The sequence below is a fragment of the Thermus kawarayensis JCM 12314 genome (assembly GCF_055393575.1).
In genome coordinates this window covers 1,771,929-1,798,328 of record NZ_AP043756.1, presented here as the reverse complement: position 1 = coordinate 1,798,328, position 26,400 = coordinate 1,771,929, and the positions used below count along the sequence as shown (strand labels likewise).

The following is a 26,400-nucleotide window of genomic DNA, read 5'->3' as shown; positions in this document are numbered from 1 at the left end:
TCACTCCTTCAGGGCGAGGAGGCGCCTTTGGGCCTCCTCCAGGAGAGGCTCCAGCTTGAGGGCGCGGGCGTAGGCCTCCTTGGCCACCTCTTTGTACCCCAAGGCCTCGGCCAGTTCCCCCAGGCGCAGAAGGCCGGAGAGGGCCCTTTCCTGCAGGTAGGCCCGCTCGGCCTCCGCCCACTCCCCGTAGGGGTCGTCGCCGAAGAGGGGACCCTTGTAGAGCTCCAGGGCCTGGCGCAGGGTCTTGAAGGCGGCGAGGCCCTCCTCGAGGTCCGCCTTGCGCATCAGGGCCTCAAAGCGCTCAAAGTCCAGGAAGCGGTGCTCAGGGAGCCGGAGCCGGTAGTACTCCCCCTCCCGCTCCACGATCCCCGGCAGGGCCTTGCGCAGGTGGTAGACCAGGGTGTACACCTCCTGCCGGGCTTTTTCTGGAGGGAGTTCGGGAAATAGGGCTTCGGCGAGGTCCTCGGCGTACAAAGCCCGGTCCTTGTTGGCCAGAAGGAGCTTGAGAAGGCGCCAGGCGCCCTGCCTGCCGAAGCGCCTGAGGGTCAGTTCCTGCCCCTGGTAGCGTACCCGGAACTCCCCGAGGGCGTACACCTCCAGCTCGGGGGTGGCCTTGGCCGCACCCTCCTTGGGGAAGAGCAGGGGAAGGGCCAGCCGCTCCAGCCAGAGGACCGGGGCCGCAGGGCTTGTGGGAGGGCGTGGGGGGTGGGCGTGGAAGAGGGTCTGGACCGCCACCACCTCGCCTCGAGCCCAGAGGGGCAGGCAGATCCGGGGGCGGCCCTTGGCCTCGGGGCAGTCGGGGAGACCGTTCCTCAGGCCCACCACCTCCCCTCGCCAGGCGGGGCAGTCCCTCATGGCGCAGGGCGGGGCCCAGCCCAGCTCCACCCGGTGCCCTTCCCGGGCCACCACCCGCACCCCCGTGGCCCGCGCCAGGCGGCGCACCTCCCGCAGAAGGGTGAGGAGGGCCTCGGAAATCTCGCCCCGGAAGAGGTGCTGGGCGAGGGCCTTCGAGCCCCACCTCCCCCAGGCGGGTGAGGAGGGTGTAAAGGGTGCTGGCGAAAAGGGGGCCCACGCGGCCGAAGGTGTCCAAAAGCGCTTCGTGGTCCACTTGGGAGTTGCGGGAAGCGAGGTTGAGAACGCCGATGAGGCCGTGGGGGAGCTCCAGGGGGTAGCAGACATAGGTCTGGTAGCCCAGTTGCTTCACCTTCTGCCTTAGGTAACGGGGATCCTCCCCCAGCGCATGGGTGAAGAGGGGTTCGCGCCTCAGGGCCACGATCCCTGGGTAGCCCTCCCCCAGTTGGAACCAGGGCCTTTCCAGAAAGGCCTCCCGGTGTAGCCCGTCGTAGGCGGTGAGGATCAGGTGGTGTCCCTCGGGGTCGGCGAGGAAGAGCTCCGCCGCCTCCATGCCCAAGGCCTCCCTCAGGGTCTTGAGGAAGTCCTGGAGGCCCTGGGGGAAGGTCTCGGGCTGGCGAAGGAGGTGCTGGGAGAGGCGGGAAAGTTCCAGCAGGAGGTCCGGCGGTTCGCTCCTCTCCGGGCGGAGCTCCACCAGGAACCCCCCGCTTTCCGAATAACCCTGGCAGCGGAGGCGCCGCCCTTTGAGGAGGAGGGGGGTGGAGGCCCGGTAGGCCCCCCGCTTGAGTTCCCGCAGCACCGGGCAGCGGACGCAAAGCGGCCTGCCGAAGGGGTCCCGGCCTTGGACCAGGTCGGCGCAGGGGAGGTTTGTCCCTTCCAGGCCCAAGGACGGGTCGGCCTGGACCTCCCGCACCAGGCCTCTCCCGTCCAGGCGTATCCGGGCCAGCGGCTTCATCCGTCCTAAGCCTAGGGGGCCTCTCTTAGGACAGATGTCCCGGGCCCGGAAAGCGCCTGCCAGGGCCTCCCCCCAGACTGGGGACCGGAGGTGAGGATGACGGGGAAAAGGATGCTTTCCCTAGCCTTGGCCCTCCTCCTGGGATGGACCTTGGCCCAGGAAGGAAAGGCCCTCTACGAAAAGCACTGCGCCGCCTGCCACGGGCCGGAGGGGCAGGGTGTGCCCGGGGCCATCCCCCCCCTGGCGGGGAACCCCAGGGCCTCCGACGAGGCCTATGTGCTTAAGGTGGTGGGGAAAGGGCTTTCCGGGCCTTTGGAGGTGGGGAGAACCACCTATAACGGCGTCATGCCCCCCATGCCCCAGGTTCCTGAGGCCGCGGTCCGGGCCATAGTCCAGTACCTCCGGGGCCTGGGGGCCGCCCCGGCCGGGACCGGCTCTCCACCCCAGGCCCAGGGGGATGCTGCCCTGGGCCGGGCCCTTTACCTGGGCCAGAAGGCCTTGCAAAACGGCGGGGCCCCCTGCCAGGCCTGCCACACCGTGGCCGGGGTGGGCTTCCTCGGGGGGGGTTCTTTGGGCAGGGACCTGACCGACGCCGCCAAGCGCCTTGGGGGCGAGGTGGGGCTAACGGCCCTGCTCCAGAACCCGGCTTTCCCCGTGATGCGGGAGGCTTACAAGGGGAAGCCCCTGACCGCGGAGGAGGCCAGCGCCTTGGCCGCTTTTTTGGTTCAGGTGTCCCCGGAGGCCCCCCGGCCCCCTTCCCTGTACCTGGGGCGCTTCCTGGTGGCGGGCCTCGTGCTCTTGGCCCTGCTTCTCCTTTACCAGGCCATCCTTTGGCAGCTTCGGCCGAGAAGCCTTGCGGAGCGGATCCGCGCCCAGCTTAGGAGGTAAGCATGAGGGACTGGATCAAGGAGATGGAAAATCCGGCGGAGCGGAAGTGGGAGGAGTTTTACCGCAACCGTTTCCAGCACGACAAACGGGTGCGCACCACCCACGGGGTGAACTGCACGGGCTCCTGCTCCTGGGAGGTCTTCGTCAAGGATGGGATCGTCACCTGGGAGCTCCAGGCCACGGACTACCCCAGCCTCGAGGCGGGCCTTCCCCCTTACGAGCCCCGGGGGTGCCAGCGGGGCATAAGCTTCAGCTGGTACCTCTATAGCCCCATCCGGGTGAAGTACCCCTACGCCAAGGGGGCCCTCTTGGACCTCTGGCGGGAGGCCAAGAAAGCCCACCCGGACCCCGTGGCTGCCTGGGAAGCCATTCAGAGCGACCCCCACAAGCGCAAGCGCTACCAGAAGGCCCGGGGCAAAGGGGGCTTCAGGCGGGCTTCCTGGGACGAGGTTCTGGAGCTCATCGCCGCCGCCGTGGTCTCCACGGTGAAGCGTTACGGCCCGGACCGGGTCATCGGCTTCTCGCCCATCCCCGCCATGAGCCAGATCTCCTACGCCGCCGGAAGCCGCTTCCTCTCCCTTTTGGGCGGCGTGCCCCTGAGCTTCTACGACTGGTACTGCGACCTGCCCAACGCCTCCCCGGAGATCTGGGGCGAGCAGACCGACGTTCACGAGTCGGCGGACTGGTACAACGCCCGTTTCATCGCCGTCATGGGCTCCAACCTCAACATGACCCGCACCCCCGACACCCACTTCATCGCCGAGGTGCGGCACGCCGGGGCCAAGCTCACCGTCTTCAGCCCCGACTTCTCCCAGGTGTCCAAGTACGCCGACTGGTGGATTCCCATCCACCCCGGCCAGGACGGGGCCTTCTGGATGGCGGTGAACCACGTCCTCCTGAAGGAGTTCTACGCCGAGCGGGAGGTGCCTTACTTCCAGGACTACCTGAAGCGCTACACCGACGCCCCCTTCCTGGTGGAGATCCAAGAAGGCCGTCCCGGGCGCTACCTAAGGGCGAACCGCCTGGCCGAGTACGCCGAGGAGGAAAACGGCGACTTCAAGCTCCTCGTCTTTGACGAGGCCAAGGGCCCCAGGATGCCCATGGGGACCCTGGGCTTTCGCTGGCAGAAGGAGAAGGGGAAGTGGAACCTGAAGCTGGAAGACCCCAGAACCGGGGAGCCCTTGAACCCCCGCCTGAGCCTCCTCGGGGTGGAGGACGAGGTGGCCCTGGTGGAGTTTGACGACTTCGCCTCGGACCGGAAGCTCAAGCGGGGGGTGCCGGTCAAGTACGTGGCCACCAAAAACGGGGAGAGGGTGGCCGTGGCCACGGTCTTTGACCTCCTCATGGCCCAGTTCGGAGTGGGGCGGGGCCTTCCCGGGGACTACCCCGTCTCCTACGAGGACGACCTTCCCTATACCCCGGCTTGGCAGGAAAAGTGGACAGGGATCCACCGGGACACCCTCCTCACCTACGCCAGGGCCTGGGGGGAGAACGGCCTCAGGACCCGGGGGAAGAACCTCATCATCATCGGGGCCGGCATCAACCACTGGTACCACAACAATCTCCTGTACCGGGCGGGGATCGTGGCCCTCATGCTCACGGGGAGCGTGGGGGTGAACGGGGGGGGCCTCGCCCACTACGTGGGCCAGGAGAAGCTGGCCAACCAGGCCTCCTGGGGGCCCATCGCCTTCGCCACCGACTGGGGCTACCCGCCTAGGCAGCAGAACACCCCCAGCTTCCACTACGTCCACTCCGACCAGTGGCGCTACGAGCGGGGCTTTTCCGCCTACGACAAGACGGCCAAGGGCCTCTCCGACCACACCCTAGACCACCAGGTGCGGGCGGTGCGTAAAGGGTGGCTTCCCTTCTTCCCCCAGTTCAACAAGAACCCCTTGCAGGTGGTGGCCGAGGCCGAGGCCAAAGGGGCGAAGACGGAGGCCGAGATCGTCCAGCACGTGGTGGAGGCCCTGAAGCGGGGGGAGCTCCGCTTCGCCGTGGAAGACCCCGACGCCCCCGAGAACTGGCCCAGGGTCTGGTTCATCTGGCGGGGGAACGCCATCGGCACCAGCGCCAAGGGGCACGAGTACTTCCTCAAGCACTACCTGGGGACCCACACGGCCGCCGTGGCCGAGGAGGTGGCGGAGGACCACGTTTCCGAAGCGGTCTACCGGAAGCCCGCCCCCGAGGGGAAGCTGGACCTGGTGGTGGACCTCAACTTCCGCATGGACACCAGCGCCCTCTACTCGGACATCGTCCTGCCCGCCGCCACCTGGTACGAGAAGGACGACCTGAACACCACCGACATGCACACCTTCATCAACCCCCTCCAGGCCGCCGTGCCTCCCTCTTGGGAGTCCAAGCCCGACTGGGAGATCTTCAAGGCCATAGCCCGGAAGGTTTCGGAGCTCGCCCGGGTCCACCTGCCTAGGCCCGTGAAGGACCTGGTCATGATCCCCCTGCAGCACGATACCCCGGACGAGCTCGCCCAGCTCGAGGACCGGGACTGGAAGAAGGGCGAGGTGGAGGCCATCCCCGGCAAGACCATGCCCAAGTTCCGGGTGGTGGAGCGGGACTACACCCAGCTTTACGAGAAGTTCGTCACCCTGGGGCCGGTGGTGGAGAAGGTGGGGGTGGGGATGCACGGCCTCTCCATCCCCGTGGAGGACTTCTACCAGGAGCTCGCCGGGCGCCAGCCCCGGCTCTACCAGGGGGAGAAGCGGCCCTCCCTGGAGGAGGCCCGCCAGGTGGCGGAGGCCATCCTCCTCCTGGACCCTGTTTCCAACGGGGAACTCGCCTACCGGGCCTTCCTGGACGAGGAGAAGAAGACCGGGGTGCAGCTTACCGACCTGGCCGAGGGCAACCGCCACGTGCGCATCTCCTTCAAGGACCTCGTGGCCCAGCCCCGCCGCCAGCTCACCACCCCCACCTGGAGCGCTGTCATCAACCACGGCCGTGCCTATAGCCCCTACACCTTGAACGTGGAGCGCCTGATCCCCTGGCGCACCCTCACGGGAAGGCAGCACCTCTACCTGGACCACCCGAACTACCTAGCCTGGGGGGAGCACCTGCCCACCTACAAGCCCCGCCCCGAGGTCTTCATGCTCCAGGAGACGGAGAAGGCGGCCGAGGAGGCCCAGGGCAAGCTCCTAAACTACATCACCCCCCACGGGAAGTGGTCCATCCACTCCACCTACTCCGAGAACCACCGCATGATGACCCTCTCCCGGGGCGGCTACCCCGTCTGGCTCAACGACAAGGACGCCGCCGAGCTCGGCATCCGGGACAACGACTGGGTGGAGCTTTTCAACGACAACGGGGTCTTCGTCCAGCGGGCCATCGTCTCGGCCCGGATTCCCAGGGGCACGGTCTTCGTCTACCACGCCACCGAGCGCACCGTGGGCATCCCCAAAAGCCCCTTGAGGGGCAAGCGGGCGGGGATGAACAACTCCATCACCCGCGCCCGCCTCAAGCCCGTCTTGATGTCCGGCGGCTATGCCCAGTTCACCTACGCCTTCAACTACTGGGGCCCCGTGGGGGTGAACCGGGACACCTGGGTCTACGTGCGCAAGCTGGAAAGGCCCCCAGAGTGGTAAGGAGGTAGCCCATGAAGGTCAGAGCCCACATGTCCATGCTCTTCCACCTGGACAAGTGCATCGGCTGCCACACGTGCTCCGTGGCCTGTAAGAACCTTTGGACGGACCGCAAGGGCGCGGAGTACATGTGGTGGAATAACGTGGAAACCCGCCCCGGCACCGGCTACCCCACGGGCTGGGAGGACCAGGAGCGCTTTAGGGGGGGCTGGGAGTACAAGGACGGCCACCTGGACCTAAGGCTCCACTCCCGAACCCAAGGGCTTCTGCGCCTCTTCTTCAACCCCGCCCTGCCCTCCCTGGACGACTACTACGAGCCCTTCACCTTCCGCTACTCGGACCTCTTCACCGCCCCGGAGGGCGAGGACCAGCCCACGGCCATCCCCGTGTCCATGATCACCGGGGAATCCATGATCCCGGAGGCCGGCCCCAACTGGGACGACGACCTTGGGGGGAGCCCCCTCTACGCCCAGAACGACCCCAACCTGGAGGCCTTGGACCCCGAGATACGGGCCCAGCTTTCGGAGATTGAGGGCGTGGTCTTCCAGTACCTGCCCCGGATCTGCAACCACTGCCTGAACCCCGCCTGCGTGGCCGCCTGCCCCTCGGGGGCCATCTACAAGCGGGCCGAGGACGGGGTGGTTTTGGTCAACGAGAACAAGTGCAAAGCCTGGCGCATGTGCGTGGCCGCCTGTCCTTACAAGAAGGTCTACTACAACTGGGCCACGGGCAAGAGCGAGAAGTGCATCCTCTGCTTCCCCCGCCTGGAGACGGGCCAGGCCCCGGCCTGCGCCCACTCCTGCGTGGGACGCATCCGCTACATGGGAGTACTCCTCTACGATGCCGACCGCATCCCCGAGGCGGCCATGGTGCCGGACGAGCGCTTGGTGGAGTCCCAGCTCTCCCTCATCCTGGACCCCTTTGACCCCGAGGTCATCGCCGCCGCCCAGGCGGAGGGGATAGACGAGGGCTGGATCCGGGCTGCCCAGAAAAGCCCCATCTACCGGTTCGTCAAGGTCTGGCGCTTGGCCCTACCCCTCCATCCCGAGTACCGTACCCTGGCCATGATGTTCTACGTCCCGCCCCTTTCCCCGGTGGTGGCCACGGTGGAGAAGGCCCTGCGTGCAAGCCAGGGGAACGGGGGCTTGGTGCGCCTGGACCTCCCGGAGACCGACCTGGACTTTGAGGTCTACGCCAGCCTGGAGAAGGCCCGCCTGCCCGTGCGCTACCTGGCGAGCCTCTTCGCCGCCGGAAACGAGGCCCTCATCGTTCCCGTCCTCAAGAAGATGCTGGCGGTGCGCATCCTGAAGCGGCAGGAGAGCCTCGAGGGCCGTCCCACCGAGAGGGCCCTCCGGGTCCTGGAGGATGCCGGCCTCACCCTGGAAGAGGCCGAGGCCATCTACCGCCTCACCACCCTGCCCACCCTGGAGGAGCGGTTCGTCCTTCCCCCGTACCACCGGGAGATGGCCGCAGAGGTCTTCAAGGACCCCTTGGCCCACAAGGGGGAGACGGGCCTTGGGTACATCCAGCCGCCCCTGCGCGGGGAATAGGAGGGGATCATGGGAAACCCCGAGCTTCTGGAAACCCTGGCCCTGGCCTTCGCCTACCCCATGCCGGGCCACCTGGAGGAACTCTGGCGGCGCTGGATCGCCTGCCCCAGGGGGCTGGCCAAGCAGAGGCTGGAGCGCTTCCTGCGTCAGGTGGAGGACCTCTCCCTAGGGGAGTGGGAGGAGCTCTACACCCGCACCCTGGACCTCACCCCCACCACCGCGCCCTACGTGGGCTTCGCCGTCTACGGGGAAAGCTATCAGCGGGGAGAGCTCCTGGCCGCCTTGGTGCGGGCCTTCCGCGAGCTCGGCCTGGACCCGGGGAGCGAGCTTCCCGACCACCTCACCAACGTCCTCCGCTACCTGGCCCGGGCGGAAAAGCCTTTGCCGGAGCTTGTGGAGATTCTTCCCCGGGCTCTTTCCGAGATGCAGAAAACCCTAAGGACCTTAGACGCCAAGAACCCCTACCTCCTGATCCTCGAGGCCGTTCAGGAGGCTTTGCAGGGGATAGCGGAAAGGAGGTGACGGATGAGCTGGAACACCCTCTTCTTCGGCGTCTTCCCCTACATCGCCCTGACCCTGGCGGTGGCGGTGACCGCTTACCGCATGGTCTATAGGCCCTTCTCGGTCTCGGCCCAGTCCAGCCAGCTTCTGGAGCAGAAGCGCCTCTTCTTCGGCTCCACCGCCATGCACTGGGGCCTGGTGATTGTGCTCCTTGGGCACCTTCTGGCCCTTCTCCTCCCCAAGGGGCTCTTCCTCTGGAACGCCGTGCCCATAAGGCTTTACCTCTTGGAGATCACCGGGCTTGGCCTGGGGCTTTGGGCCCTCGTGGGCACCTACGTCCTCCTCGCCCGGCGCATCTCCGTGGCCCGGGTACGGGCGGCCTCCACCCCCATGGACTACGCGGTCTTAGTGGTCGTCCTTATCTCCGCCCTCACCGGGGTCCTTACGGCGGTCCTCTACCGCTACGGGGCCTTTTGGTTCCCGGCGGTGATGACCCCCTACCTCTGGTCCGTCCTCACCCTAAACCCCCGGCCTGAGCTCCTCCAGGACCTCCCCTTCTGGACCCAGCTTCACGTCTTCAACTTCTGGCTCTTCTTGGCCCTCTTTCCCTTTTCCAGGCTTGTCCACATCGTCACCGTTCCCCTGGGATACGTGGCGCGCCCCTGGCAGATCGTCGTCTGGGTGCGCAAGCTTGCGAGGTGAACCATGACCCATGATCCCCTTCTGCTGCAGAAGGAGCGCCCTGACCGCATCCGGGTGCTCTGGCTTTCCACCCTCGCCTTCACCCTGATGTTCGCGGTGTGGCTGATGTTCGGGGTGCTGGGCGTGCCCATTCGCAAGGAGTTTGGCCTCACGGACGTGCAGCTTTCCTGGATCTCGGCCGTGGCCATCCTGAACGGGTCCTTGTGGCGGCTTCTCGCCGGGATCCTTACTGACCGCTATGGGGGGCGCCTGGTCTTCACCCTCATGCTCTTCTTCACCGCCATCCCCGCTTACCTGGTTTCCCGGGCGGCGAGCTACGAGGAACTCCTCCTCTACGCCTTCCTGGTGGGCTTCGCCGGCAACAGCTTCAGCGTGGGCATCGCCTGGAACTCCGCCTGGTTCCCCAAGGAACAGCAGGGCTTCGCCTTGGGGGTTTTTGGGGCGGGTAACGTGGGGGCCAGCGTCACCAAGTTCATCGGCCCGGCCCTCATCGCCAGCGTGCCCGCCGCCGGGTACCTGGGCGGGCTCATCCCGGGAGGGTGGCGCTTCATTCCCTTCCTCTATGCGGTCCTTCTGGTCCTCATGGGCTTCGCCCTCTGGTTCGGCACCCCCAGAAAGGATAAGCGCCCAGGCCAGGGGAGGCCCTTCCTGGAGATGCTAAGGCCCCTCCGCTACGTGCGGGTCTGGCGCTTCAGCCTCTACTACGTGGTGGTCTTTGGGGCGTACGTGGCCCTCTCCGCCTGGCTTCCCAAGTACTACGTGGACGTCTTCGGCCTCCCCCTGCACGAGGCGGCCCTCCTCACGGCGCTCTTCATCTTCCCGGCGAGCCTTTTGCGCCCGGTGGGGGGGTACCTCTCCGACCGCTTAGGTGCCAGGCGGGTGATGTACTGGACCTTCGGCATCATCCTCCTGGCCTCGGGCGTCCTGATGATGCCCGAGGGGCACATCGTCCTCTACACCAAGGCGGGGACCAAGGAGGTCATGCGGTTCACCATGAACGTCTGGCTCTTCACCGCCTTGGTGTTTCTCATCGGGGTGGGGATGGGCATCGGCAAGGCGGCCGTCTACAAGCACATCCCTACCTACTTTCCCCGGGATGTGGGGGCGGTGGGCGGGCTTGTGGGGATGCTGGGGGCCCTGGGCGGCTTCTTCCTCCCGCCCCTCTTCGCCTACGCCCAGGCCTGGACCGGTCTTCCCCAGATGACCTTCTTCGTCCTCTTTGTCCTCACGCTCCTCGCCTTCCTGTGGATGCACCTCACGGTGCTCCAGCTCCTCCAGGCGGAGGCCCGGCACCTAAGGAACGAGTTTGAGGTGAAAGGAGATCGGCCATGACCCGCACCCAAAAGACCGAGTGGCTTTCGGAGTGGAACCCGGAAGATCCCAAGCGCTGGGACCCGGCCCTGGCCTGGCGCACCCTCTGGATCACCACCTTCAACCTCACCCTTGCCTTCATCACCTGGTACGTGGTGAGCGCCCTGGTGGTGCGCTTGCCCAAGGCAGGGTTTGATTTGAGCACAACGCAACTCTTCTGGCTGACGGCCATGCCCGGCCTGGCCGGGGGCACCTTACGCATCGTCTGGACCTTCCTGCCCCCCATCCTGGGCACCCGTCGGCTGGTGACCTTCTCCACCCTGCTCCTTCTCATTCCCCTCCTGGGGTGGGGCTTCGCCGTGCAGAACCCGGGGGTCCCCTATGGGGCGCTCCTGCTCCTGGCCTTCTTGGCCGGCATTGGCGGGGGCAACTTCTCCGGCTTCATGCCCTCCACCAGCTACTTCTTTCCCAAGCGCCTCCAGGGGACGGCTTTGGGCTTGCAGGCGGGTATCGGTAATTTTGGCGTTTCCATCGTGCAGTTCGTGACCCCCTGGGTCATCGGCTTTGCCCTCTTCGGTTCCCTCCTGGGCGGGCCACAGACCTTCACCCCCAAGCCCGGGGTGTCCCAGCCCATCTGGCTGCAGAACGCCACCTTGGTCTGGGTGCCCCTCGTCTTGTTGGGCGCCCTTCTCGCCTGGGTCTACCTCCGGAGCGTGCCCATACGGGCCAACTTCCGCGAGCAGCTGGACATCTTCCGGGACAAGCACACCTGGATCATGACCAGCCTGTACATCATGACCTTCGGCTCTTTCTCGGGCTTCTCCGCCATATTCCCCCTCTTGATTCGCGAGGTCTACGGGAAGTTTGAAGGGGCCCCCGACCCCTTGCGGTACGCCTTCCTGGGGCCCTTGGTGGGCTCGTTGGCCCGGGTGATAGCCGGCCCCTTCGCCGACCGCCTGGGGGGGGCGGTGGTCACCCAGGTTTCGGCCCTGGGCATCTTTCTCTCGGCCCTCCTCGTCACCCTCTTCACCCGGCCCACCTCCCTGGAGCAGTTTCCGATGTTCCTGATGGCCATGCTCCTGGTCTTCTTCTTCAGCGGCGTGGGGAATGCCAGCACCTTCAAGCAGATGCCCATGATCTTCCCGCCCCGGCAGGCGGGAGGGGTCATCGGCTGGACGGCGGCCGTGGCCGCCTACGGGCCCTTCCTCTTCTCCACCCTGGCCGCCTACACCCAGCGGGCCACGGGGGGCTTCACCGCCTTCTTCTACGGCCTCATGGTCTTTTACGCCCTGAACCTTTTCCTCAACTGGTACTTCTACGCCAGGAAGGGGGCGGAGAAGCCCTGCTGAGGTGGGGAAGCCCCCGGGCGGGTTCTCCCCCCGGGGGCTCGTCTTGACCCAGGTCGTGGCGGCGAGGGGGCCGGGCCGTGGCGCAGCACCGCATGGCCGCCGCCAAGGAGGTGGGGCCCGTGTGGGAGGGCTACGAGGGGCTATGGCTCCTCGCCACCACGCCATGGCCAGGCCGGGGATATGCTGAGGGAAAGGAGGGGTTGGAGGTGGAAGCGGTTTCGGCCGAGGAGGCCTTGGTGCTGGACCTGCCCCCTTTGCCCGAGGAGGTCTTTCGGGACCTCCTCGCCTTCGGGGGGCTGGGGGAGGCGGAAAAGCGGGCCATGCGCCTGGATGCGGAGAGGCTTCTTGCGGAGGCGGCTTCCTTCGTGGCCGGCGTCTACGACCACCTGAGCCGCCACCCGAGCACGGCCAAGGCCCTGGGCTGGGAGGGAAGGGTACCCGAGGAGGAACTTTACCTGAGGCGGGCCTTCTTCGCCGCCTGGCTGGCCCGCACCCTAGGGGTGGACACCTCGAGGGAGTTCGCCCGGGAGGTGTACCGGGCCGGGCTCTGGCACGGGGGGCTTGGGCCCAAGCGGGCCCGCATCCCCCCGGAGTACGTGGGGCTTTCCTTCGCCATGGTGGGGCGGTACGTGGCGGAAAGGGTGGGGGATGTCCGCCCCTGGCTTGTCTACCTCTCGGCCCAGGAGGAGGTGATGCGCAAGGGCTTTGACGCCGCGTTGGCCCTGCGGGAGGGAAGGGCCGAGGTGGGCTTCCAGGCGGTGGGCCTGGCCTACCCGGCCCAGCCCGAGCCCCTTTTCTTGCGGGCGGAAAGCGTGGGGGAGGCCCTGAATAAGGTCTTCTCCGTGAACCCGGGCCTCCGGGACCTGGCCCTGGAGGGCGTGGCCTCCGAGGAGGAGGTGGGGCTTTGGCTGGAGCCCAAGACCCTCTACCGCCTGCGGCCCCGCTGGGCCGTACTCCTCCAGGGGCGGGACGTGCGCTACCTCCAGGGCCTGGCCACCCCCCTCGAGCCGGAGGACCGGATCACCCTCCTTCCTCCGGGGCGCTAGGGGTTTGTTTCCTCGGCCAGGAGCTCCAGGAAGGCCGCCACCACCTCGGGGTCAAAGAGCCGCCCCGCCTCCTCCCTGAGGTAGGCCAGGGCCTTCTCCTGGGGCCAGGCCTTGCGGTAGGGCCGGTCCGAGGTGAGGGCGTCGTACACGTCCACCACGGCGAAGATACGGGCGGAGAGGGGGATTTCCAGGCCTTTGAGCCCCCGGGGGTAGCCCGAGCCGTCCCAGCGCTCGTGGTGGGCGTAGGGGATCTCCAGGGCCTTCCTCAGGTAGGGGATCCCGGAAAGCCACTGGTAGGCGTAGACGGGGTGGAGCCGCATCACCTGCCACTCCTCCTCCGTCAGGGGGCCGGGCTTGAGGAGGATGGCGTCCGGGATGGCGATCTTGCCCACGTCGTGGAGGATGGCCCCGCGTCTTATGTGCTCCAGGTCCTCCTCCGGCACCCCCAGGGCCTTCGCCAAGCGCAAGGTCAGGTCCGTGACCCGCTCGGTGTGCCCCGCCGTCTCCTGGTCCCGGAGCTCCACCGCCTTGGCCCAGCCCCAGAGGGTGAGGTCGTAGGCGGCCTCCAGCTCCCGCCGGCTTTGCTGCAAGGCCTGGAAGGTGAGGGCGTTGTCCAGGGCGATGGCGCTCTGACCGGCCAGGGCCTCGAGGAAGGCCTCGTCCTCGGGGGAGAGGTTCCAGGGCCTGCGGGTGAAGAGGGCGAGCACCCCCAGGAGCCGCCCCTTGGCGAAGAGGGGGTAGGCCCGCTCCGAGACCAGGCCCTCCTGCCGGGTGAACTCGGGGTGGGTCCCGGGGTCCTGGGCCAGGTCGGGCACGTGCACCACCTTCCCCAGAAGGGCGGCCTGGCCCACGTGCCCCTGGCCCAGGCGGAGGGTGTGGGGAAGCTCCCCTTTGGGCCGGAGAAAGCCCCGGCTGGCGGTGAGGCGCAGGGTTTTGCCCACGGGCTCGTACAGGAAGAGGGCGGCGGCGTCCAGGGGGAGGCGCATCACGTGGTTCAGGAAGATGTCCAGGGTGAGCCCCAGGTCCAGGGAGGCGGTGATGGCCTGGTCTATGGACCGGAGGGCCTCCAGGTGCTCCAGCCTTCGGGCCAGCTTCTGCCTTAGGCTGGCCCGGCGCACAGCGTTGCCGATGGTCTCGGCGATGAGCTGGACCCGCTCCACCTCCTTGGGGGTGGGGGTGCGGGGGTGGGGCCAGGCCAGGGTGAGGGCCCCCACGGGGTTGGTGCCGGCCAAGAGGGGCACCACCACCCCGCTCCACCCCTCGGGGACCAGGGGGCGGGCCCCCGGCCGGACCCGGGGGTCGCGCTTCAGGTCCGGGCTCACCACCACCTCGCCGCGGAAGGCCCGGGCCACGAGCCCCTCCCCCTCCAGGGTCCTTGGGACTGGGATCTCCTTAAGCCATCCTTGGCTGGCCGCCTCCTCCAGGCGGCGGGTGTCCGGGTCGTAGAGGAGGATGCTCCCCACCGGGGCCTCCATGGCCGCCAGGGTGGCCTCGAGGGCCTGGGTCATCATGGCCTTTACCTCCTCGCTCTGCCTTAGGGCCACGGCCACCCGGGCGAAGGCCTCCAGGGCAAGCTCCCTTTCCCGGGCCTCGGTGACGTCCAGCCCCACCCCCAGGATGGCGGGCCTCCCTCGGAGTTCGGTGCGGGCGTCGGAGTAGTCCAGCCAGCGCACCTCGCCTTCCTTGGTGAGGATGCGGAAGGTATAGCAGGCCGGGGGGCTTTCCCCTGCCAGGCGGGCTAGGCCCCGCGCCCGCACCCTCTCCCGGTCGGCGGGGTGGACGAACTCCCAGATGGGCCTGGCCTTGAGGTCCTCCGGAGTGTAGCCCAAAAGCTCCGTGACCGCTTGGTTGGCGAAGGTGAGCCGGGCGCTTTTGGGGTTCCTTGGGTCCTCCATCTGCCAGAGGAGGATGAAGGCGGGGGCGGTCTCCGCCAGGGTGCGGAAGAGGGCCTCGGACTCCTTCAGGGCCCGTTCCCTGGCCTTCTCCTCGGTGACGTCCCGCTTGAGGGCGATGAAGTGGTGGACCGCGCCTTCCTCCTTGACGGGGGTGATGGTCATGCGCTCGGTGTAGAGGGTGCCGTCCTTGCGGCGGTTGACCAGCTCGCCCTCAAAGACCTTCCCGGAGAGGATGGTGTCCCAGAGGTTCTGGTAGAAGGCCCGGTCGTGGACCCCGGACTTGAGGATGCGGAGGTTCTTCCCCAGGGCCTCCTCCCGGGGGTAGCCGGTGAGCCGGGTGAAGGCCGGGTTCACCCACTCTATGGTGCCTTGGCGGTCGGTGAGGACCACCGCCTCGTGGGCGGCCTCCAGGGCCTCTTCCAGGAGCCTGCGGGTGGCCTCGGCCCGTAGCTTCTCGGTGACGTCCACGGCCACCACCAAGGCGGCGGGCCTTCCTCCCCAGTCCAGGGTGTGGGAGTGGATCTCCACCTGGATCTCCCGCCCGTCCTTGAGGCGGTGGGTCCAGGGGCCGGAGACCTGGAGGGGCGGGCGCTTTCCCTTTAGGTCCTCCAGGAGGCGGGGCCTTTCCCTTTCGGGCCGGATCTGCAGGATGGTCATGGAGAGGAACTCCTCCCGGGTGTAGCCGTACTTGGCCATGGCCGCCTCGTTCACCTCCAGGAAGCGGTAGGTTTCCAGGTCGTAGACCCACATGGGCATGGGATGGGCCTGGAAGAGGAGGCGGAAGCGCTCCTCCTGGGCCACCTCCTGGGTGACGTCGTAGGTGTAGCCGGTGAGGAGGCGGTTTTCGGCGTGGTAGACCACGGTGTCCCTGAGCCAGACCCAGGTTTTCCGCTCGCCGTGGAGGAAGCGGTAGGTGCAGGTCTGGACCTTCCCGGGCTCGGCCACGGCCCGCCGCACCGTCTCCTCCACCCTGGGGCGGTCCTCCGGGTGGACCTGGGCGAGGTAGAAGGCAGGGTCTTGGAGGAGGGCCTCGGCGGGGTAGCCCAGAAGGGTTTCCGCCTGGCGGGGGGCGGCGTAGATCAGGGGGGCGTAGGCGGGGTCCTCTTCCTCCGCCACCCGTGCCTGGTACACCTGTCCTGGAAGTGCTTCCAAAACGCCTCGCAGCCGGGCCCGCTCCGCCTCCAGCTCGGTCTCGTCCTGCACGTTTACGACAATGGCCCCCACCGCCTCGTCCTGGAGGAGGTTCCGCCCCCAGACCCGCACCGCCCGTACCTGGCCCTGGGCGTCCAGGATGCGCACGCGGTACTCCCGGGTGGCCCCGGGGTGGCGGATGAGGTCCTCCAGGGCGGCCTCGGCGTAGGGGCGGTCCTCGGGGTGGACGAAGTCCAGGACCGGGAGGGTCTCGCGGGTGTAGCCCAGGGGATTGTAGCCCAGGACCTGGTCCACGTTGGGGGAGGCGTAGAGCATCCGGCCCTGGGCGTCCAGGAGGTAGATGAGCTCCCGGCTGTTTTCCACCAGGCTCCGGAAGCGCCCTTCCGCCAAGGCCTGGCTTCGCAGGAAGGCCTCGAGGCGGCGGGCCAGGGCGTAAACCAGGAGGCTGGAGAGGAGGACGAAGAGAACCCCCTTCCCCGTCTGCCACCGGGTGAGGGCCTCGGGATCGGAAGCGAAAAGGAGGAGAAGCCGGTCGCTTACCAGGACCCAGGCCGAGGCGAAGAGGGCGTAGGCCAGGGCGATCTTCCAGGCGCCCTTGTGGCGCATTTTCTCATTATAGGGGGGCGGGCCGGCCCAGGAGGTAGCCCTGCCCCAGGGGGAAGCCCAGCTTTTTCAGGTAGGCCAGGGTGGACTCGTCCTCTATCCCCTCGGCCACCGCCTGCAGGCCCAGGGCCTGGGCCAAGGCCAAGACGGCGGCCACCAGCCGGGCGGCGGGGCCTCGGGGGTCCGGGGGGTTTCCCAGGGCCCGGGTGAAGGCCTGGCCCAGCTTCAGGCCGTCCACGGGAAGGCGGGCCAGGCGCTCCAGGCTGGAGTAGCCGCTCCCGAAGTCGTCCAGAAAGACCCGCACCCCAAGCCCCCTCAGGATGCGGAGGCTTTCGCTGGCGTCCCGCCCTCGCTCGTCGGGGGCCAGGCTGGTCTCCGTGACCTCCAACACCAGCCTCTCCGGCGGAAGGCCTACCTCCTCCAGCAGGGAGGCCACCTGGGCGGGGTAGCCGGGGCGAAGGAGCTCCTGGGGGCTCACGTTCACGTGGACGGGAAGGCCGTGGCGCCTGGCCTCGGCCAGGGCCCGGCGCAGCACGAAGGCCCCCAGCTCGGGCATGAGGCGGTGCCGCTCCGCCAGGGAGACGAGCTCCGCAGGCGGGGCGAGGCGCCAGCGCAGGAGGGCCTCCAGAGCCACCTTTCGGCCGCTTTGCAGGTCCACGATGGGCTGGTAGGCCAGGTACAGGCCCCCGCCCCCCTCCAGGTCCCCCCGCAGGGCCTCCAGGAGGGTCATCTCCCGCTTTAGGGCCTCCTGCAGGACCTCCTCGTAGAAGGCCAGGCGGTCCTTGCCCTCGCCCTTGGCCCGGTAGAGGGCCAGGTCCGCCCGCTTCAGGAGCTCCCCCGGGGAAAGCCCCGCCTCCCCCAGGGCGATGCCCAAAGAGGTGGTGAGGTGGTAGACCTTTCGGCCCAGGGGCAGGGGAAGGCGCACCACCTCCAGAAGCCTTTCTGCCACCTGCGCCGCCTCCTTGGGCTCCTTGAGGCCGGTGAGGAGGACCAGGAACTCGTCTCCCCCCTGGCGGGCCACCAGGTCCCGGGGGCGGAGGGCGGCGCGGAGCCGGGCGGCCACGGTGCGGATCACCTCGTCCCCGGCGGCGTGGCCCTCCAGATCGTTGACCAGCTTGAGGCCGTCCAGGTCCAGGTAGAGCACGGCCAGCTGGGAGGGGGCCTCCTTAAGGGCCTGGGACAGCTTTTCCAGGAAGAAGAGGCGGTTGGGCAGGCCCGTGAGGACGTCGTGGTAGGCCAGGTGGGCGAGCCGGCTCTCCAGCTCCATCCTCCTCAGGAGAAGCCCGAGCTGGCTGGCGAAGGCCTGGGCCAGTTCCAGGTCCAAGGGGCCGAAGGCGTCCTCCCGCTCAAAGTTGTCCAGGTACAAGAAGGCCTTCCGCTCCCCGGCCAGGTAGACGGGCACCGAAAGGACGGCCCGGATCTCCCGCGTGCGCCCGGCCTCCTCCATGACCTTGCGGCGGCCCGGGTCCAGCCTGCGGTTGAAGCGCTCCAGGTCCCGCCGGGTGAAGACCTGGGCCTCCCGGTGCCCGGTGAGGGAGAGGGGCTCCTCAGGGTGGAGGCGGACCTGACGGAGGGAGCGTAGGTCGTAGCCCCGGGCGGCCACGAAGTGGTAGTACCCGTCCTCTATGAGGACGGTAACGCTTCCCGCCTGGGCGCTGGGGATGGTGTCCAGGGCGGCCTCGAGGACCAGTCCAAAGACGGACTCGGAAAGCCCCTCGGCCACGAGGGTCTCGTAGACCCGGAGGAGGTTGCGCCGGAAGGCCTCGTGGCGGGCCTGGCGCACCTGGGCCTCCTGGCGCTCCCGCTCGTCCACGCCTAGGACCAGCACCTCCAGGACCTCCTTCCCGGGTCCGGGCACGGCCAGGAGGGTCCAGCCCGCCCCCGGGGTGGCGGCGGTTAGGGGGCGGCCCGGGCGGGCCAGGGCGTCCTGGAGGGGCAGGGGAGGGGGCTTGGAAAAGGCCCTCCGCCAGGCGGGATTGGCCCAGAGGACCCGGCCGCGGGCGTCCAGCCGGGCCAGGTAGAAGGGAGAGAGGGCCAGGAGGCGCTCCAGCCAGCGGTGGCGCTCAAAGAGGTCCAGGGCGCGGGCCAGGGCCTCGGCCACCGCCCGCAGCAGGGCTTCCTCCCCGGGGCCAAAGCTCCGCGCTCTCAGGCAGTCGTCCACCCCCAGGAAGCCCCAGAGGGCCCCGTCCACGAACACGGGCACCACCAGGAGGCTTCGGATCTCCTGGGCCTCCAGGAGGGGCCGCTCGGCCTCGGGGAAGGTGCTCACGGGGCCGCCCACCGCCCGGCCCTCCAGGAAGGCCTGGAGCCAGCGGCCGTAGCCCGCTTCCACCACGGGGAGGTTCTGGAGGGCGGGGTTCTGGAGCTCTGGGGTGGCCTCCGGGCCCGCCCACTCGGCCAGCTGGGAGGTGTACCAGGTCCCCTCCCGCACCTCCAGGCGGAAGAGGTAGGCGCGGTGGGCCTTTAGGGCTTCTCCCAGGAAGCGCAGGGCCTCGGGGAGGCCCTGAAGGCCCTGCCGCAGGAGGGACAGGAGGGCCTGGGCGAAAACCGGTACATGCCCCCCGCTCATAACCAGACCCGGTAAAGCATACACCCGACACCCGAAGGGCGGGCTCCGGGGCGGTCTTTACAGGCCTTCCACCAGCAGGGGAAGCCCCCGGGCCTTGGCCTGGTACATGCGGGTGTCGGCGGCGGAGAGGAGGGCATCGGCGGTGGTGCCGTCTTCGGGAAAGGTGGCGAGGCCGATGTTCACCCCCAGGCAGAGCCCCTCAAAGCAGAGGGCCTCTATGGCCCGGGCGTAGCGGAGGGCCGCCTTGGTGGCCCCTTCCTTCCCCGTGTGGGGGAAGAGGGCGGCAAACTCGTCCCCGCCCCAGCGGAAGACCCGGTCCCCGTTCCGCCTTTCCCGCTGCAGGGCCTCGGCCACCTTTAGGAGGGCCAGGTCCCCCACGGCGTGGCCCAGGCGGTCGTTCACCGGCTTGAAGCCCCGGAGGTCCATCACCGCCAGGGAAAGGGGGTAGCCGTAGCGTTCCGCCCGTTTGAGCTCCTCCAGGAAGGCCCGCTCAAAGGCCCGGCGGTTGGGGAGGCCCGTGAGGGGGTCGGTGAGGGCGGCCTCCTCTAAAAGCCTCCGGGTGCGGGTTTCGTGGAGGAGGGTGGCGAGGGGGGCGGCGAAGAAGCGGGCGGCCTTCAGGGAGTCCTCCCCGAAGGCCTGGGGGTCGTGGAGGTTGTCCAGGTTGAGGTAGGCCAGGACCTCCCCCTTGTAGGGGACGGGCAGGCAGAGGTTGGCCCGGATCTCCGTGGCCCTTCCCGCCCGGTCTATAACCTCGGGGGGTGCGGTCTTGTGGCTGATCTCGGCGATGGGCCGCTCCTCCACGCTCATGAGCCGGGGCTCGCCCTGCCTCGCCCGTTCCTCGGGGTGGCCGTACCAGAGGAGCATGCCCTCAGGGGGGAAGGCGATGGCCTTAAGCCCTTCCAGGTCGTACCCCACCGCCGCCCGGAAGCGGTAGACGCCCTCCTCCAGCACCAGGAGGCTTCCCGCCTCGGACCCGGGGACCTGGCGGATGGCCTCCTCCAGGACCTCCTGGTACAGCTCCTCCAAGGGTTTTTCCAAAAGATCCAGGAAGAGGCGGTTGACCCCTTGGTGCCGCTCCGTCTCCTGTAGGCGCTCCAAACCCAGGCCCAGGGTGCGGGAGGCCAGAAGGAGGAGTTCCTCCTCGCTCTTGCGCCAAAGCCTCTCCTCCCTCTGCCCGAGGACCAGCACCCGGCGGCTCCTTCTGGCCCCTAAGGAGGGCACGGGGATGGCGGCGAAGGTCCGCCAGCCCAGGGCCTTGAGGGCGGGCACCACCCGGGCCTCCTCGGCGTAGCGGGCGGTGAAGAGGGGGCTTGCCGTCTCGTAGACCTGCCAGGCGAGGCCCACGCCGTAGGGGAGGCCTTCCCGGAGGATCTTTAGGAGGCTTTCCTCGTGCACGCCCACGTGGGCCAGGCTTACCATGCGGCCGCCCCGGGCCTCCCAGAGGGTTCCGGCCTCGAGGCCCAGGGCCTCCACCAGGAGGGCCAGGGCCTTTTCCGCCGCCTGGGCCAGGGTGGGGGCGCTTTGGAGCCTTGCGGAAAGCTCTGCCTGGAGCCGCCTTTCCTGGAGGTCCGCAAGCTGGTCCAGCTGCAGGCTTACCGCCTGGGCGAAGCGCTTTAGGCCCTCCACCTCCTCGGGGAGAAAGGGGCGGTCCCTTTCCAGGTTCAAGACGGCCACCACCTCCCCCCGCTCCAGGAGGGGGAGGGAGAGCTCGCTTTGGGTGGTGAGGCCGGGGATGCCGATGTAGGTGGGCTCCTTGCGCACGTCGGGCACGTGCACGGGACTGCCCTCCCTGAAGGCCCACCCGATGACCCCCGTGTCGGCCACCTCCTGGAGGGGCAGGGGCGGGGAACTGGCCAGGAGGCGGAAGCCCCGGCCTGTGGGAACCCAGACCCCCACCTGGCCCCCTTGGCCCAGGAGGGCGAGGCGCTCGGGGAGGCCTCGCAGGAGGGTTTCGCGGCTTTCCGCCTGGGGGAGGGCTTCCAGGGCCTCGGCCAGGAGGCGCTGGGCCCGGGCCAGGCTCCTGGCCCGGCGGTGGGCCTGGCGGAGGCCTTCCCCCACCTGGTGGGCGAGGAGGGCCGAGAGGAGGAGGATCCCCACCGCCATGAGGTCAAAGCCAGGGAAGGGGGCGAGGACGAGGAGGGAGAGGGCGGAGAGGAGAAGCCCGTACCCCAGGCCGTAGGCGCTGGCCACGATGGCCACGGCGATCATGAACCAGGGGAGGGCGTAGAGGTCCGGGTAGCCCAGAAGGCCCACCCCAATCCCCAGGAGGAAGGCGCCTGCGGCCACGGCCAGGTAGAGCGGGGTCATATTTGCGCCACTTTACCCCATGAGGGGGCGTGGCGCTAGGGGGTCTTGGCCAGGGCCAGGTAGGCCAGGGCCCTTTCCGCCGCCCTCTTTCCCGAGCGCACCACCTCGGGAAGCCCCACCCCTTCCAGGTAGTTCCCCGCCAGGAAGAGCCCCGGGGCCTTGAGGAGGGCCATCTCCAGGCGCTCCACCCGCTCCAGGTGGCCCACCCGGTAGCCCGGCATCCCCTCGGGGAAGCGGAAGGCGAAGGTGTGGCTCGGGCGCACCTCCCGGCCCAGGAAGCGCCTCAGGTCCTCCAGGGCCACCCGGGCCAGTTCGGCCTCGGAAAGCCGGGCCACCTCCCCCGAGAGGTAGGCCCGGACCAGGCTAAAGCCCTCCGGGGCCCGGTGGGGCCACTTCTTGTGGGTCCAGGTGAAGCCCCGCACCCGGTACCCCTCCCCCCCCGCGATGAGGAGGCCGTGGCCCGCCACCGGCAACGCCTCCTTGAAGGCCAGGCTCACCGTGGCCGCCGGGGCGTGGGGGATGCCCTTGAGGAGGGCCGTGGCCTCGGGGAGGAAGGGCCTGAGGAGGGCGGCCGCCTGGGGGGCGGGGGTGGCCAGGACCACGGTCTCGGCCTCCAGGGTCCCCCGGGGGGTGTGGAGGCGGAAGCGACCCCCCGAAGGCTCCAGCCCCAGGACCGGGGTGGCCAGGAGGACCCTTTCCCCAAGGGCCTCGGCCATCCTCTGGGTGAGGCTTCCCAGGCCCTCCGGGAAGGAGAAGAAGAGGCTTCCTCCCTCCCGGCTCCCCCGCCCCTTGCGGGCCTTAAGGGCCCCGAGGAGGAGGCTCCGGTGCTTCCTCTCCAGCTCCAGAAGCTGCGGGAAGGCCGCCTTTAGGGAAAGCTCGTCGGGCTCCCCCCCGTAGATCCCCCCGGCCAGGGGGGCCACCAGGGCCCGGTAGGCCTCCGGGCCTAGGCGCCTCTCCACGAACTCCCTCAGGGCCTCGTCCTCCTTGGCCCCCCGGGGGAGGAGGAGGTCCAGGAGGGCGCGGAGCTTCCCCGGGAAGGAGAGGAGGGGGGTCTTGGCCAGGGCGCCGAGGTCTCCCGGAACCACCTGGAAAAGCTCCTCGGGCAGGGGGTGGGCTTTCCCCTTGCGCAGGATGAGGGCGGAGGGCTTTTGCGGAAGGGTGCCTATGGGCTCGAGGCCGAAGGCCTGGCCGAGGTCCAGCACCTCCTTCTTGTAGCGCACGCTGGCGTCGGGGCCGCCTTCCACCAGGAGGCCCCCCTGCCTCAGGGTGCGCACCTTGCCCCCCAGGCGGGGGGCGGCCTCCAGGAGGAGGAAGTCCGCCCCCGCCTCCTTCAGGGCCAGGGCGGCAGCAAGCCCCGCCCATCCCCCGCCCACCACGGCTACCTCAGCCACGCCGCCTCCACCAGATCCTTGAGGACTTGGATGTAGTCCAGATCGGCGTTCAGGCTCCGGGCCCTAAGGAGCCTCAAGCCCACCTCCCTCGCCGTGGCCTGGGCCTCGAGGTCCAGGTCGTAGAAGACCTCCAGGTGGTCGGCGGGAAAGCCCACCGCCTGGACCACCGCCTCCTCAAAGCCCTCCTCCTTGAGCCTCCTCAGGAGCTCGTTGATGTCGGGGCCGAGCCAGGGCTCGGGGGTGCGCCCCGCCGACTGGTAGGCCACGTGGAAGCGGGGGAGGGAGAGCCTCCTGGCGATGAGTTCCGCCGTTTTTTCCACCTGCCTTGGGTAGGGGTCCCCCTTCTCCACGGCGGAGAGGGGGATGGAGTGGGCGGTGAAGACGTAGGCCGCCCGCTTGGGGTCCTTGAGCCGCCAGATGGCCTCCTCCAGCCTCCTGGCGTAGGCGGCGATGAGGCCGGGGTGGGCCTCGTAGCTTTCCACCCAGACGAAGTCTATGGGCTCAGGGAGGGCCTTGAGGGCGGCCTCCACCTTCTCCTGGTACTCGGCCACGCTCCTCAAGGAGTAGTGGGGAGCGGCCACCAGGGCCACCGCCCGCCTGACCCCGTCCTCGTGCATGGCGGCTACCGCCTCCCCGAGGGTGGGGTGCCAGTGCTTGGTGCCCACGTACACCCGCGCCGGGCCCTGGGGGGCGCGGGGGGGAAGGGCCCAAGGAGGCGCTTGGGGTAGGAAGGGGCCTCCAGGTTCAGAAGGGCCTGGAGGCGCACGGCCTGGGCCAGGGTGATCTCGTTCAAGGGGCTTTTGCCGATGGCGGCGTAGCGCTCGCTGAGCTCGTGGAGAAGCTCCTCTGGGGGCCTTTTGCCTCGGCGGATGTCTGTGTAGTAGGGTTCTATCTCCTCTGGGGCGTAGGGGGTACCATAGGCCATCAGTAGGACGTTCATGGGGTTGCCTCCCTTACGAGTTCTACCACGTACCGCACGTTTTCCACCGGGGTCTTGGGCAGGATCCCGTGGCCCAGGTTGAAGATGTGCCCTGGCCTCCCGTCGTTTTCCCTTAGGACCCGCAGGACCTCCCGCCTTATGACCTCCTTGGGGGCGAGGAGGACCGCCGGGTCCAGGTTCCCCTGCACGGGGCTCTTCCCCAGGACCTCCCGGGCCCAGGGGAGGGGGGTGTGGTGGTCCAGGCCCAGGACCTCCCCCCCGGCCTCCCGCATGTCCTTTAGGAGCCCCATGGTCCCCACCCCGAAGTGGATCACGGGCACCCCGAGGGGCTTTAGGGCCCGGAAGAGCCTCTCCATGTGGGGCTTGACGTAAAGGCGGTAGTCCGCGGGGGAGAGGGCCCCTACCCAGGAATCGAAGACCTGGAGGAGGTCGGCCCCCGCCTCAGCCTGGGCCTTCAGGTAGCGGGCCATGGCCTCGGTGAGCTTCTCCATGAGGCGGTGCCACAGGGCCTCCTCCCGGTACATGAAGGCCTTCACCTCGAGGAAGTGGCGGCTCGGGCCCCCCTCCACCAGGTAGCTCGCCAAGGTGAAGGGGGCCCCGGCGAAGCCGATGAGGGGGACCTTAAGCTCCCGCTTGAGGATGCGGATGGTCTCCAACACGAAGGGCACCGCCTCCTCGGGCTCCAGAGGCCTTAGGGCCTCCACCCCCTTCTCGTCCCGGATGGGGCGGTGGATCACCGGCCCCTTGCCCTCCACCAGGTCCAGGTCCACCCCCATGCCGTAAAGGGGGGTGGTGATGTCGGCGAAGAGGATGGCGGCGTCCACCCCGAGCTGCCGCACGGGGAGGAGGGTGACCTCAGCGCAGATCTCGGGGGTTTGCACGATCTCGGGGAGGGTATAGCGCTGACGGATCTCTTGGTACTCCTTCTGGTAGCGGCCCGCCTGGCGCATGAACCAGACGGGGGGCCTCTGGGTGGGCTCCCCCCGGGCCGCCTTCAGGATGAGGTCGTTCACGCCCCCTATGCTAGCATGGGGCATGCGCGCCTTCTTTTTGGCCCTGTCCTTGGTCGCTGGCCTCGCCCTCGCCCAGGAGGACCCCGTGGTGGCCCAGGTGGGAGGGGAGGTCCTCACCAGGAGCCAGTTTGAGCTCCGCTTCGGGATTTTCGCCAAAAGCGCTCTACGGCAGCTGGGCCTGCCCGACACGGAGGAGACCCGTGCCCTTCTCGCCCAGTACCGCGCCCCCTACCTCGAGGCCCTGGCGGAGGAGAGGGCGCTTTTGCAGGTGGCTCGGGCTCAGGGCTTCTTTCCCCTGCCGGACAGCGTGGAGGCCCGGGTGGAGGCGCTCAAGGGGGCCTTTCCCGGCGAGGGGGCCTTGGAAGGGGCCCTGAGGGAGGCCGGGGTGCCGGACCTCCCCACCTACCGCACCCTCCTCGCCGAGGCCATGGCCCTCGAGGCCCTGGAGGCCCACTACCGGGAGAGGCTTGAGGTTTCCCCGGCGGCCCTCAAGCTCCTCTGGCTCCTTTCCCCGGCGTACCGCCACGGGACCCTCTACTGCGCCCGGCACATCCTCCTCCCCACTCTGGAGGAGGCCAAGGAGGCCATGGCCCGCCTGGAGCGGGGGGAGGCCTTTCCCGAGGTGGCCAAGGCCCTTTCCCAGGACCCGGGCTCCAAGGAGTCCGGGGGGGAGCTTCCGTGCGAGCCCGTGGGCACCTACCTCCCGGCCTTTGAGAAGGCCCTCCTCGCCCTCAAGCCCGGGGAGGTCTCCCCGCCCGTGAGGACCGAGTACGGCTTCCACCTGGTCCTCCTGGAGCGGGTGGTGCCCCCGGGTCGCTACCCCCTGGAGGAGGTGGCGGAGGACCTAAAAGCCCCGGTGCGGGACCTGGCCTGGGAGAAGCTGGCCAAAGCCCTGATCCGCAAGGTCCCCATCCGGCTCTTCCCCGAAGGGCTATAGGGTGAGGAGGAGGGCCTCGTCCCCGGTGGGCCTCGAGGCCAGGAGGAGGGCCTTTCCCGGAGCGTAGATCCCGCTTCGCCCCTCAAAGGCTAGCCCCAGGATCCTCCCGTTCAGCATGGGGTTCAAGAGGAGCCTGAGGTTCTCCCGGCCCACGAGCCTCTCCTCCGCCGAGGCCAGCCAGACCTCCCCTTCCTTGCGGGAGGGGTCTTTGGGCCAGGGGCGGTCCCAGGGGGCGGGGTTGGCGGAGGGTTGCAGGAGGATTTCCGCCCCCAGGGCGTCCAGCCGGGCTAGGTGTTTTTCAAAAAAACCGTCCAAGCAGATGAGGACCCCCACCCGCCCGGCCCGGGTCTCCACCAGGTGGGGGCCGAAGCCTCCCCCCTTGAGCCACCTCTCCGGGGGGGTGAGCTCCATCTTGGGCACCTGGGCCAGGAGGCGGCCCTCGGGGTTATAGAAGAGGGCCAGGTTCTGGAAAAGGGGCGTGCGGGCGAAGCGCCCCCGGGCGAGCTCCTCCTCGTAAGGCGGGGAGAGGAGGGAGCCGGAAAGGAGGTAGGTCCCGAAGGCCCGGGCGGCCTCGGCCATGACCCGGTGGAAGACCCCGTAGGCCCGCCTGGCCCGCCGCCAGGGGAGGAGGGGGTCCTTGAGGAGGTCCTTCCCGGAAACCTCCCCCTCCAGGTGGAGGAGGAGGGGGAGGCCGAAGAGCTCGGGGAAGGCGGCAAGCCTCGGGGAGGGGGTGCCTTCCAAGGGCTTCAGGAGGGCGAAGACCCGCTCCCGAAAAGCTTCCTCCCAGCGGTAGGCCTCCGGGATGACCTCCGCCTGGAGGACCAGGAGGGTGCGGAAGGGCACCCCCTC

16 protein-coding genes and 2 pseudogenes are annotated in these 26,400 nt (G+C 68.8%); 9 read left to right on the top strand and 9 right to left on the bottom strand.

The window, feature by feature from the left end; genetic code table 11:
• Entirely contained in the window at positions 1–942 is a 942-nt protein-coding gene (locus tag ACZ5RK_RS09875; RefSeq protein ID WP_464909023.1) for an AfsR/SARP family transcriptional regulator, read from the bottom strand.
• A 196-nt stretch (positions 943–1,138) separates the two neighbouring features.
• Positions 1,139–1,405: pseudogene (locus tag ACZ5RK_RS09870) on the bottom strand (GAF domain-containing protein); the annotation flags it as partial.
• A 498-nt stretch (positions 1,406–1,903) separates the two neighbouring features.
• On the opposite strand from ACZ5RK_RS09870, the gene ACZ5RK_RS09865 reads away from it, so the two are divergent.
• From ACZ5RK_RS09865 to ACZ5RK_RS09830, 8 genes are all read left to right on the top strand, one after another.
• Positions 1,904–2,695, top strand: coding sequence for a c-type cytochrome (locus ACZ5RK_RS09865; protein WP_464909022.1), 792 nt, complete (start codon positions 1,904–1,906; stop codon positions 2,693–2,695).
• Positions 2,696–2,697: 2 nt separating this feature from the next.
• A complete protein-coding gene (locus ACZ5RK_RS09860; protein ID WP_464909021.1) occupies positions 2,698–6,288 on the top strand; it encodes a nitrate reductase subunit alpha in 3,591 nt (1,196 codons plus the stop codon).
• Between the two features lie 11 nt (positions 6,289–6,299).
• Positions 6,300–7,835, top strand: coding sequence for a nitrate reductase subunit beta (gene narH / locus ACZ5RK_RS09855; protein ID WP_464909020.1), 1,536 nt, complete (start codon positions 6,300–6,302; stop codon positions 7,833–7,835).
• Positions 7,836–7,844: 9 nt separating this feature from the next.
• Positions 7,845–8,357 (top strand): nitrate reductase molybdenum cofactor assembly chaperone, encoded by a 513-nt coding sequence (locus ACZ5RK_RS09850; protein ID WP_054647170.1) that lies wholly within the window; start codon positions 7,845–7,847, stop codon positions 8,355–8,357.
• A gap of 3 nt (positions 8,358–8,360) precedes the next feature.
• Positions 8,361–9,038: a respiratory nitrate reductase subunit gamma gene (gene narI, locus ACZ5RK_RS09845; RefSeq protein ID WP_464909019.1), complete on the top strand. Its 678-nt coding sequence runs from the start codon at positions 8,361–8,363 to the stop codon at positions 9,036–9,038.
• Positions 9,039–9,041: 3 nt separating this feature from the next.
• Positions 9,042–10,370 (top strand): MFS transporter, encoded by a 1,329-nt coding sequence (locus tag ACZ5RK_RS09840; protein ID WP_464909018.1) that lies wholly within the window; start codon positions 9,042–9,044, stop codon positions 10,368–10,370.
• Positions 10,367–11,698 carry an MFS transporter gene (locus tag ACZ5RK_RS09835; RefSeq protein ID WP_464909017.1) on the top strand — a complete coding sequence of 444 codons (1,332 nt, stop codon included), beginning with the start codon at positions 10,367–10,369 and terminating at the stop codon, positions 11,696–11,698. The genes ACZ5RK_RS09840 and ACZ5RK_RS09835 overlap by 4 nt, the downstream gene beginning before the upstream one ends.
• Before the next feature lie 206 nt (positions 11,699–11,904).
• Positions 11,905–12,744 (top strand): protoglobin domain-containing protein, encoded by an 840-nt coding sequence (locus ACZ5RK_RS09830; protein WP_464910080.1) that lies wholly within the window; start codon positions 11,905–11,907, stop codon positions 12,742–12,744.
• On the opposite strand, the gene ACZ5RK_RS09825 is transcribed toward ACZ5RK_RS09830, so the two are convergent.
• From ACZ5RK_RS09825 to hemE, 6 genes and pseudogenes are all read right to left on the bottom strand, one after another.
• Entirely contained in the window at positions 12,741–16,397 is a 3,657-nt protein-coding gene (locus ACZ5RK_RS09825; RefSeq protein WP_464909016.1) for a PAS domain S-box protein, read from the bottom strand. The genes ACZ5RK_RS09830 and ACZ5RK_RS09825 overlap by 4 nt on opposite strands.
• 7 nt (positions 16,398–16,404) lie before the next feature.
• The gene (locus tag ACZ5RK_RS09820) at positions 16,405–18,963 is read right to left on the bottom strand and encodes a sensor domain-containing phosphodiesterase (RefSeq protein ID WP_464909015.1); all 2,559 of its coding nucleotides are present in this window, start codon (positions 18,961–18,963) and stop codon (positions 16,405–16,407) included.
• Between the two features lie 57 nt (positions 18,964–19,020).
• Entirely contained in the window at positions 19,021–21,270 is a 2,250-nt protein-coding gene (locus tag ACZ5RK_RS09815) for a diguanylate cyclase (RefSeq protein WP_464909014.1), read from the bottom strand.
• Positions 21,271–21,305: 35 nt separating this feature from the next.
• On the bottom strand, positions 21,306–22,661 hold the full coding sequence (gene hemG, locus ACZ5RK_RS09810; RefSeq protein ID WP_464909013.1) for a protoporphyrinogen oxidase: 1,356 nt from the start codon (positions 22,659–22,661) through the stop codon (positions 21,306–21,308).
• A pseudogene (gene hemH / locus ACZ5RK_RS09805) lies at positions 22,649–23,601 on the bottom strand (ferrochelatase). Before hemH ends, hemG begins: the two are co-directional and overlap by 13 nt.
• On the bottom strand, positions 23,598–24,638 hold the full coding sequence (hemE, locus tag ACZ5RK_RS09800) for a uroporphyrinogen decarboxylase (protein ID WP_464909012.1): 1,041 nt from the start codon (positions 24,636–24,638) through the stop codon (positions 23,598–23,600). Before hemE ends, hemH begins: the two are co-directional and overlap by 4 nt.
• Between hemE and ACZ5RK_RS09795 the strand changes: the two genes are divergently transcribed.
• A complete protein-coding gene (locus tag ACZ5RK_RS09795; RefSeq protein WP_464909011.1) occupies positions 24,637–25,551 on the top strand; it encodes a peptidylprolyl isomerase in 915 nt (304 codons plus the stop codon). The two genes, hemE and ACZ5RK_RS09795, sit on opposite strands and share 2 nt — an antisense overlap.
• Here ACZ5RK_RS09795 and ACZ5RK_RS09790 read toward each other — a convergent pair.
• The gene (locus ACZ5RK_RS09790) at positions 25,546–26,394 is read right to left on the bottom strand and encodes a nitrilase-related carbon-nitrogen hydrolase (RefSeq protein WP_464909010.1); all 849 of its coding nucleotides are present in this window, start codon (positions 26,392–26,394) and stop codon (positions 25,546–25,548) included. The genes ACZ5RK_RS09795 and ACZ5RK_RS09790 overlap by 6 nt on opposite strands.
• Positions 26,395–26,400 lie beyond the last annotated feature (6 nt).

Excerpts from the sequence above, each read along its gene's own strand:
- narI (WP_464909019.1), top strand. The coding sequence starts at position 8,361 with ATGAGCTGGAACACCCTCTTCTTCGGCGTCTTCCCCTACATCGCCCTG.
- ACZ5RK_RS09860 (WP_464909021.1), top strand. The coding sequence starts at position 2,698 with ATGAGGGACTGGATCAAGGAGATGGAAAATCCGGCGGAGCGGAAGTGG.
- ACZ5RK_RS09865 (WP_464909022.1), top strand. The coding sequence starts at position 1,904 with ATGACGGGGAAAAGGATGCTTTCCCTAGCCTTGGCCCTCCTCCTGGGA.
- hemE (WP_464909012.1), bottom strand. The coding sequence starts at position 24,638 with ATGCCCCATGCTAGCATAGGGGGCGTGAACGACCTCATCCTGAAGGCG.
- ACZ5RK_RS09795 (WP_464909011.1), top strand. The coding sequence starts at position 24,637 with ATGCGCGCCTTCTTTTTGGCCCTGTCCTTGGTCGCTGGCCTCGCCCTC.
- ACZ5RK_RS09840 (WP_464909018.1), top strand. The coding sequence starts at position 9,042 with ATGACCCATGATCCCCTTCTGCTGCAGAAGGAGCGCCCTGACCGCATC.
- ACZ5RK_RS09835 (WP_464909017.1), top strand. The coding sequence starts at position 10,367 with ATGACCCGCACCCAAAAGACCGAGTGGCTTTCGGAGTGGAACCCGGAA.
- ACZ5RK_RS09850 (WP_054647170.1), top strand. The coding sequence starts at position 7,845 with ATGGGAAACCCCGAGCTTCTGGAAACCCTGGCCCTGGCCTTCGCCTAC.
- narH (WP_464909020.1), top strand. The coding sequence starts at position 6,300 with ATGAAGGTCAGAGCCCACATGTCCATGCTCTTCCACCTGGACAAGTGC.
- ACZ5RK_RS09825 (WP_464909016.1), bottom strand. The coding sequence starts at position 16,397 with ATGCGCCACAAGGGCGCCTGGAAGATCGCCCTGGCCTACGCCCTCTTC.
- ACZ5RK_RS09820 (WP_464909015.1), bottom strand. The coding sequence starts at position 18,963 with ATGAGCGGGGGGCATGTACCGGTTTTCGCCCAGGCCCTCCTGTCCCTC.
- ACZ5RK_RS09815 (WP_464909014.1), bottom strand. The coding sequence starts at position 21,270 with ATGACCCCGCTCTACCTGGCCGTGGCCGCAGGCGCCTTCCTCCTGGGG.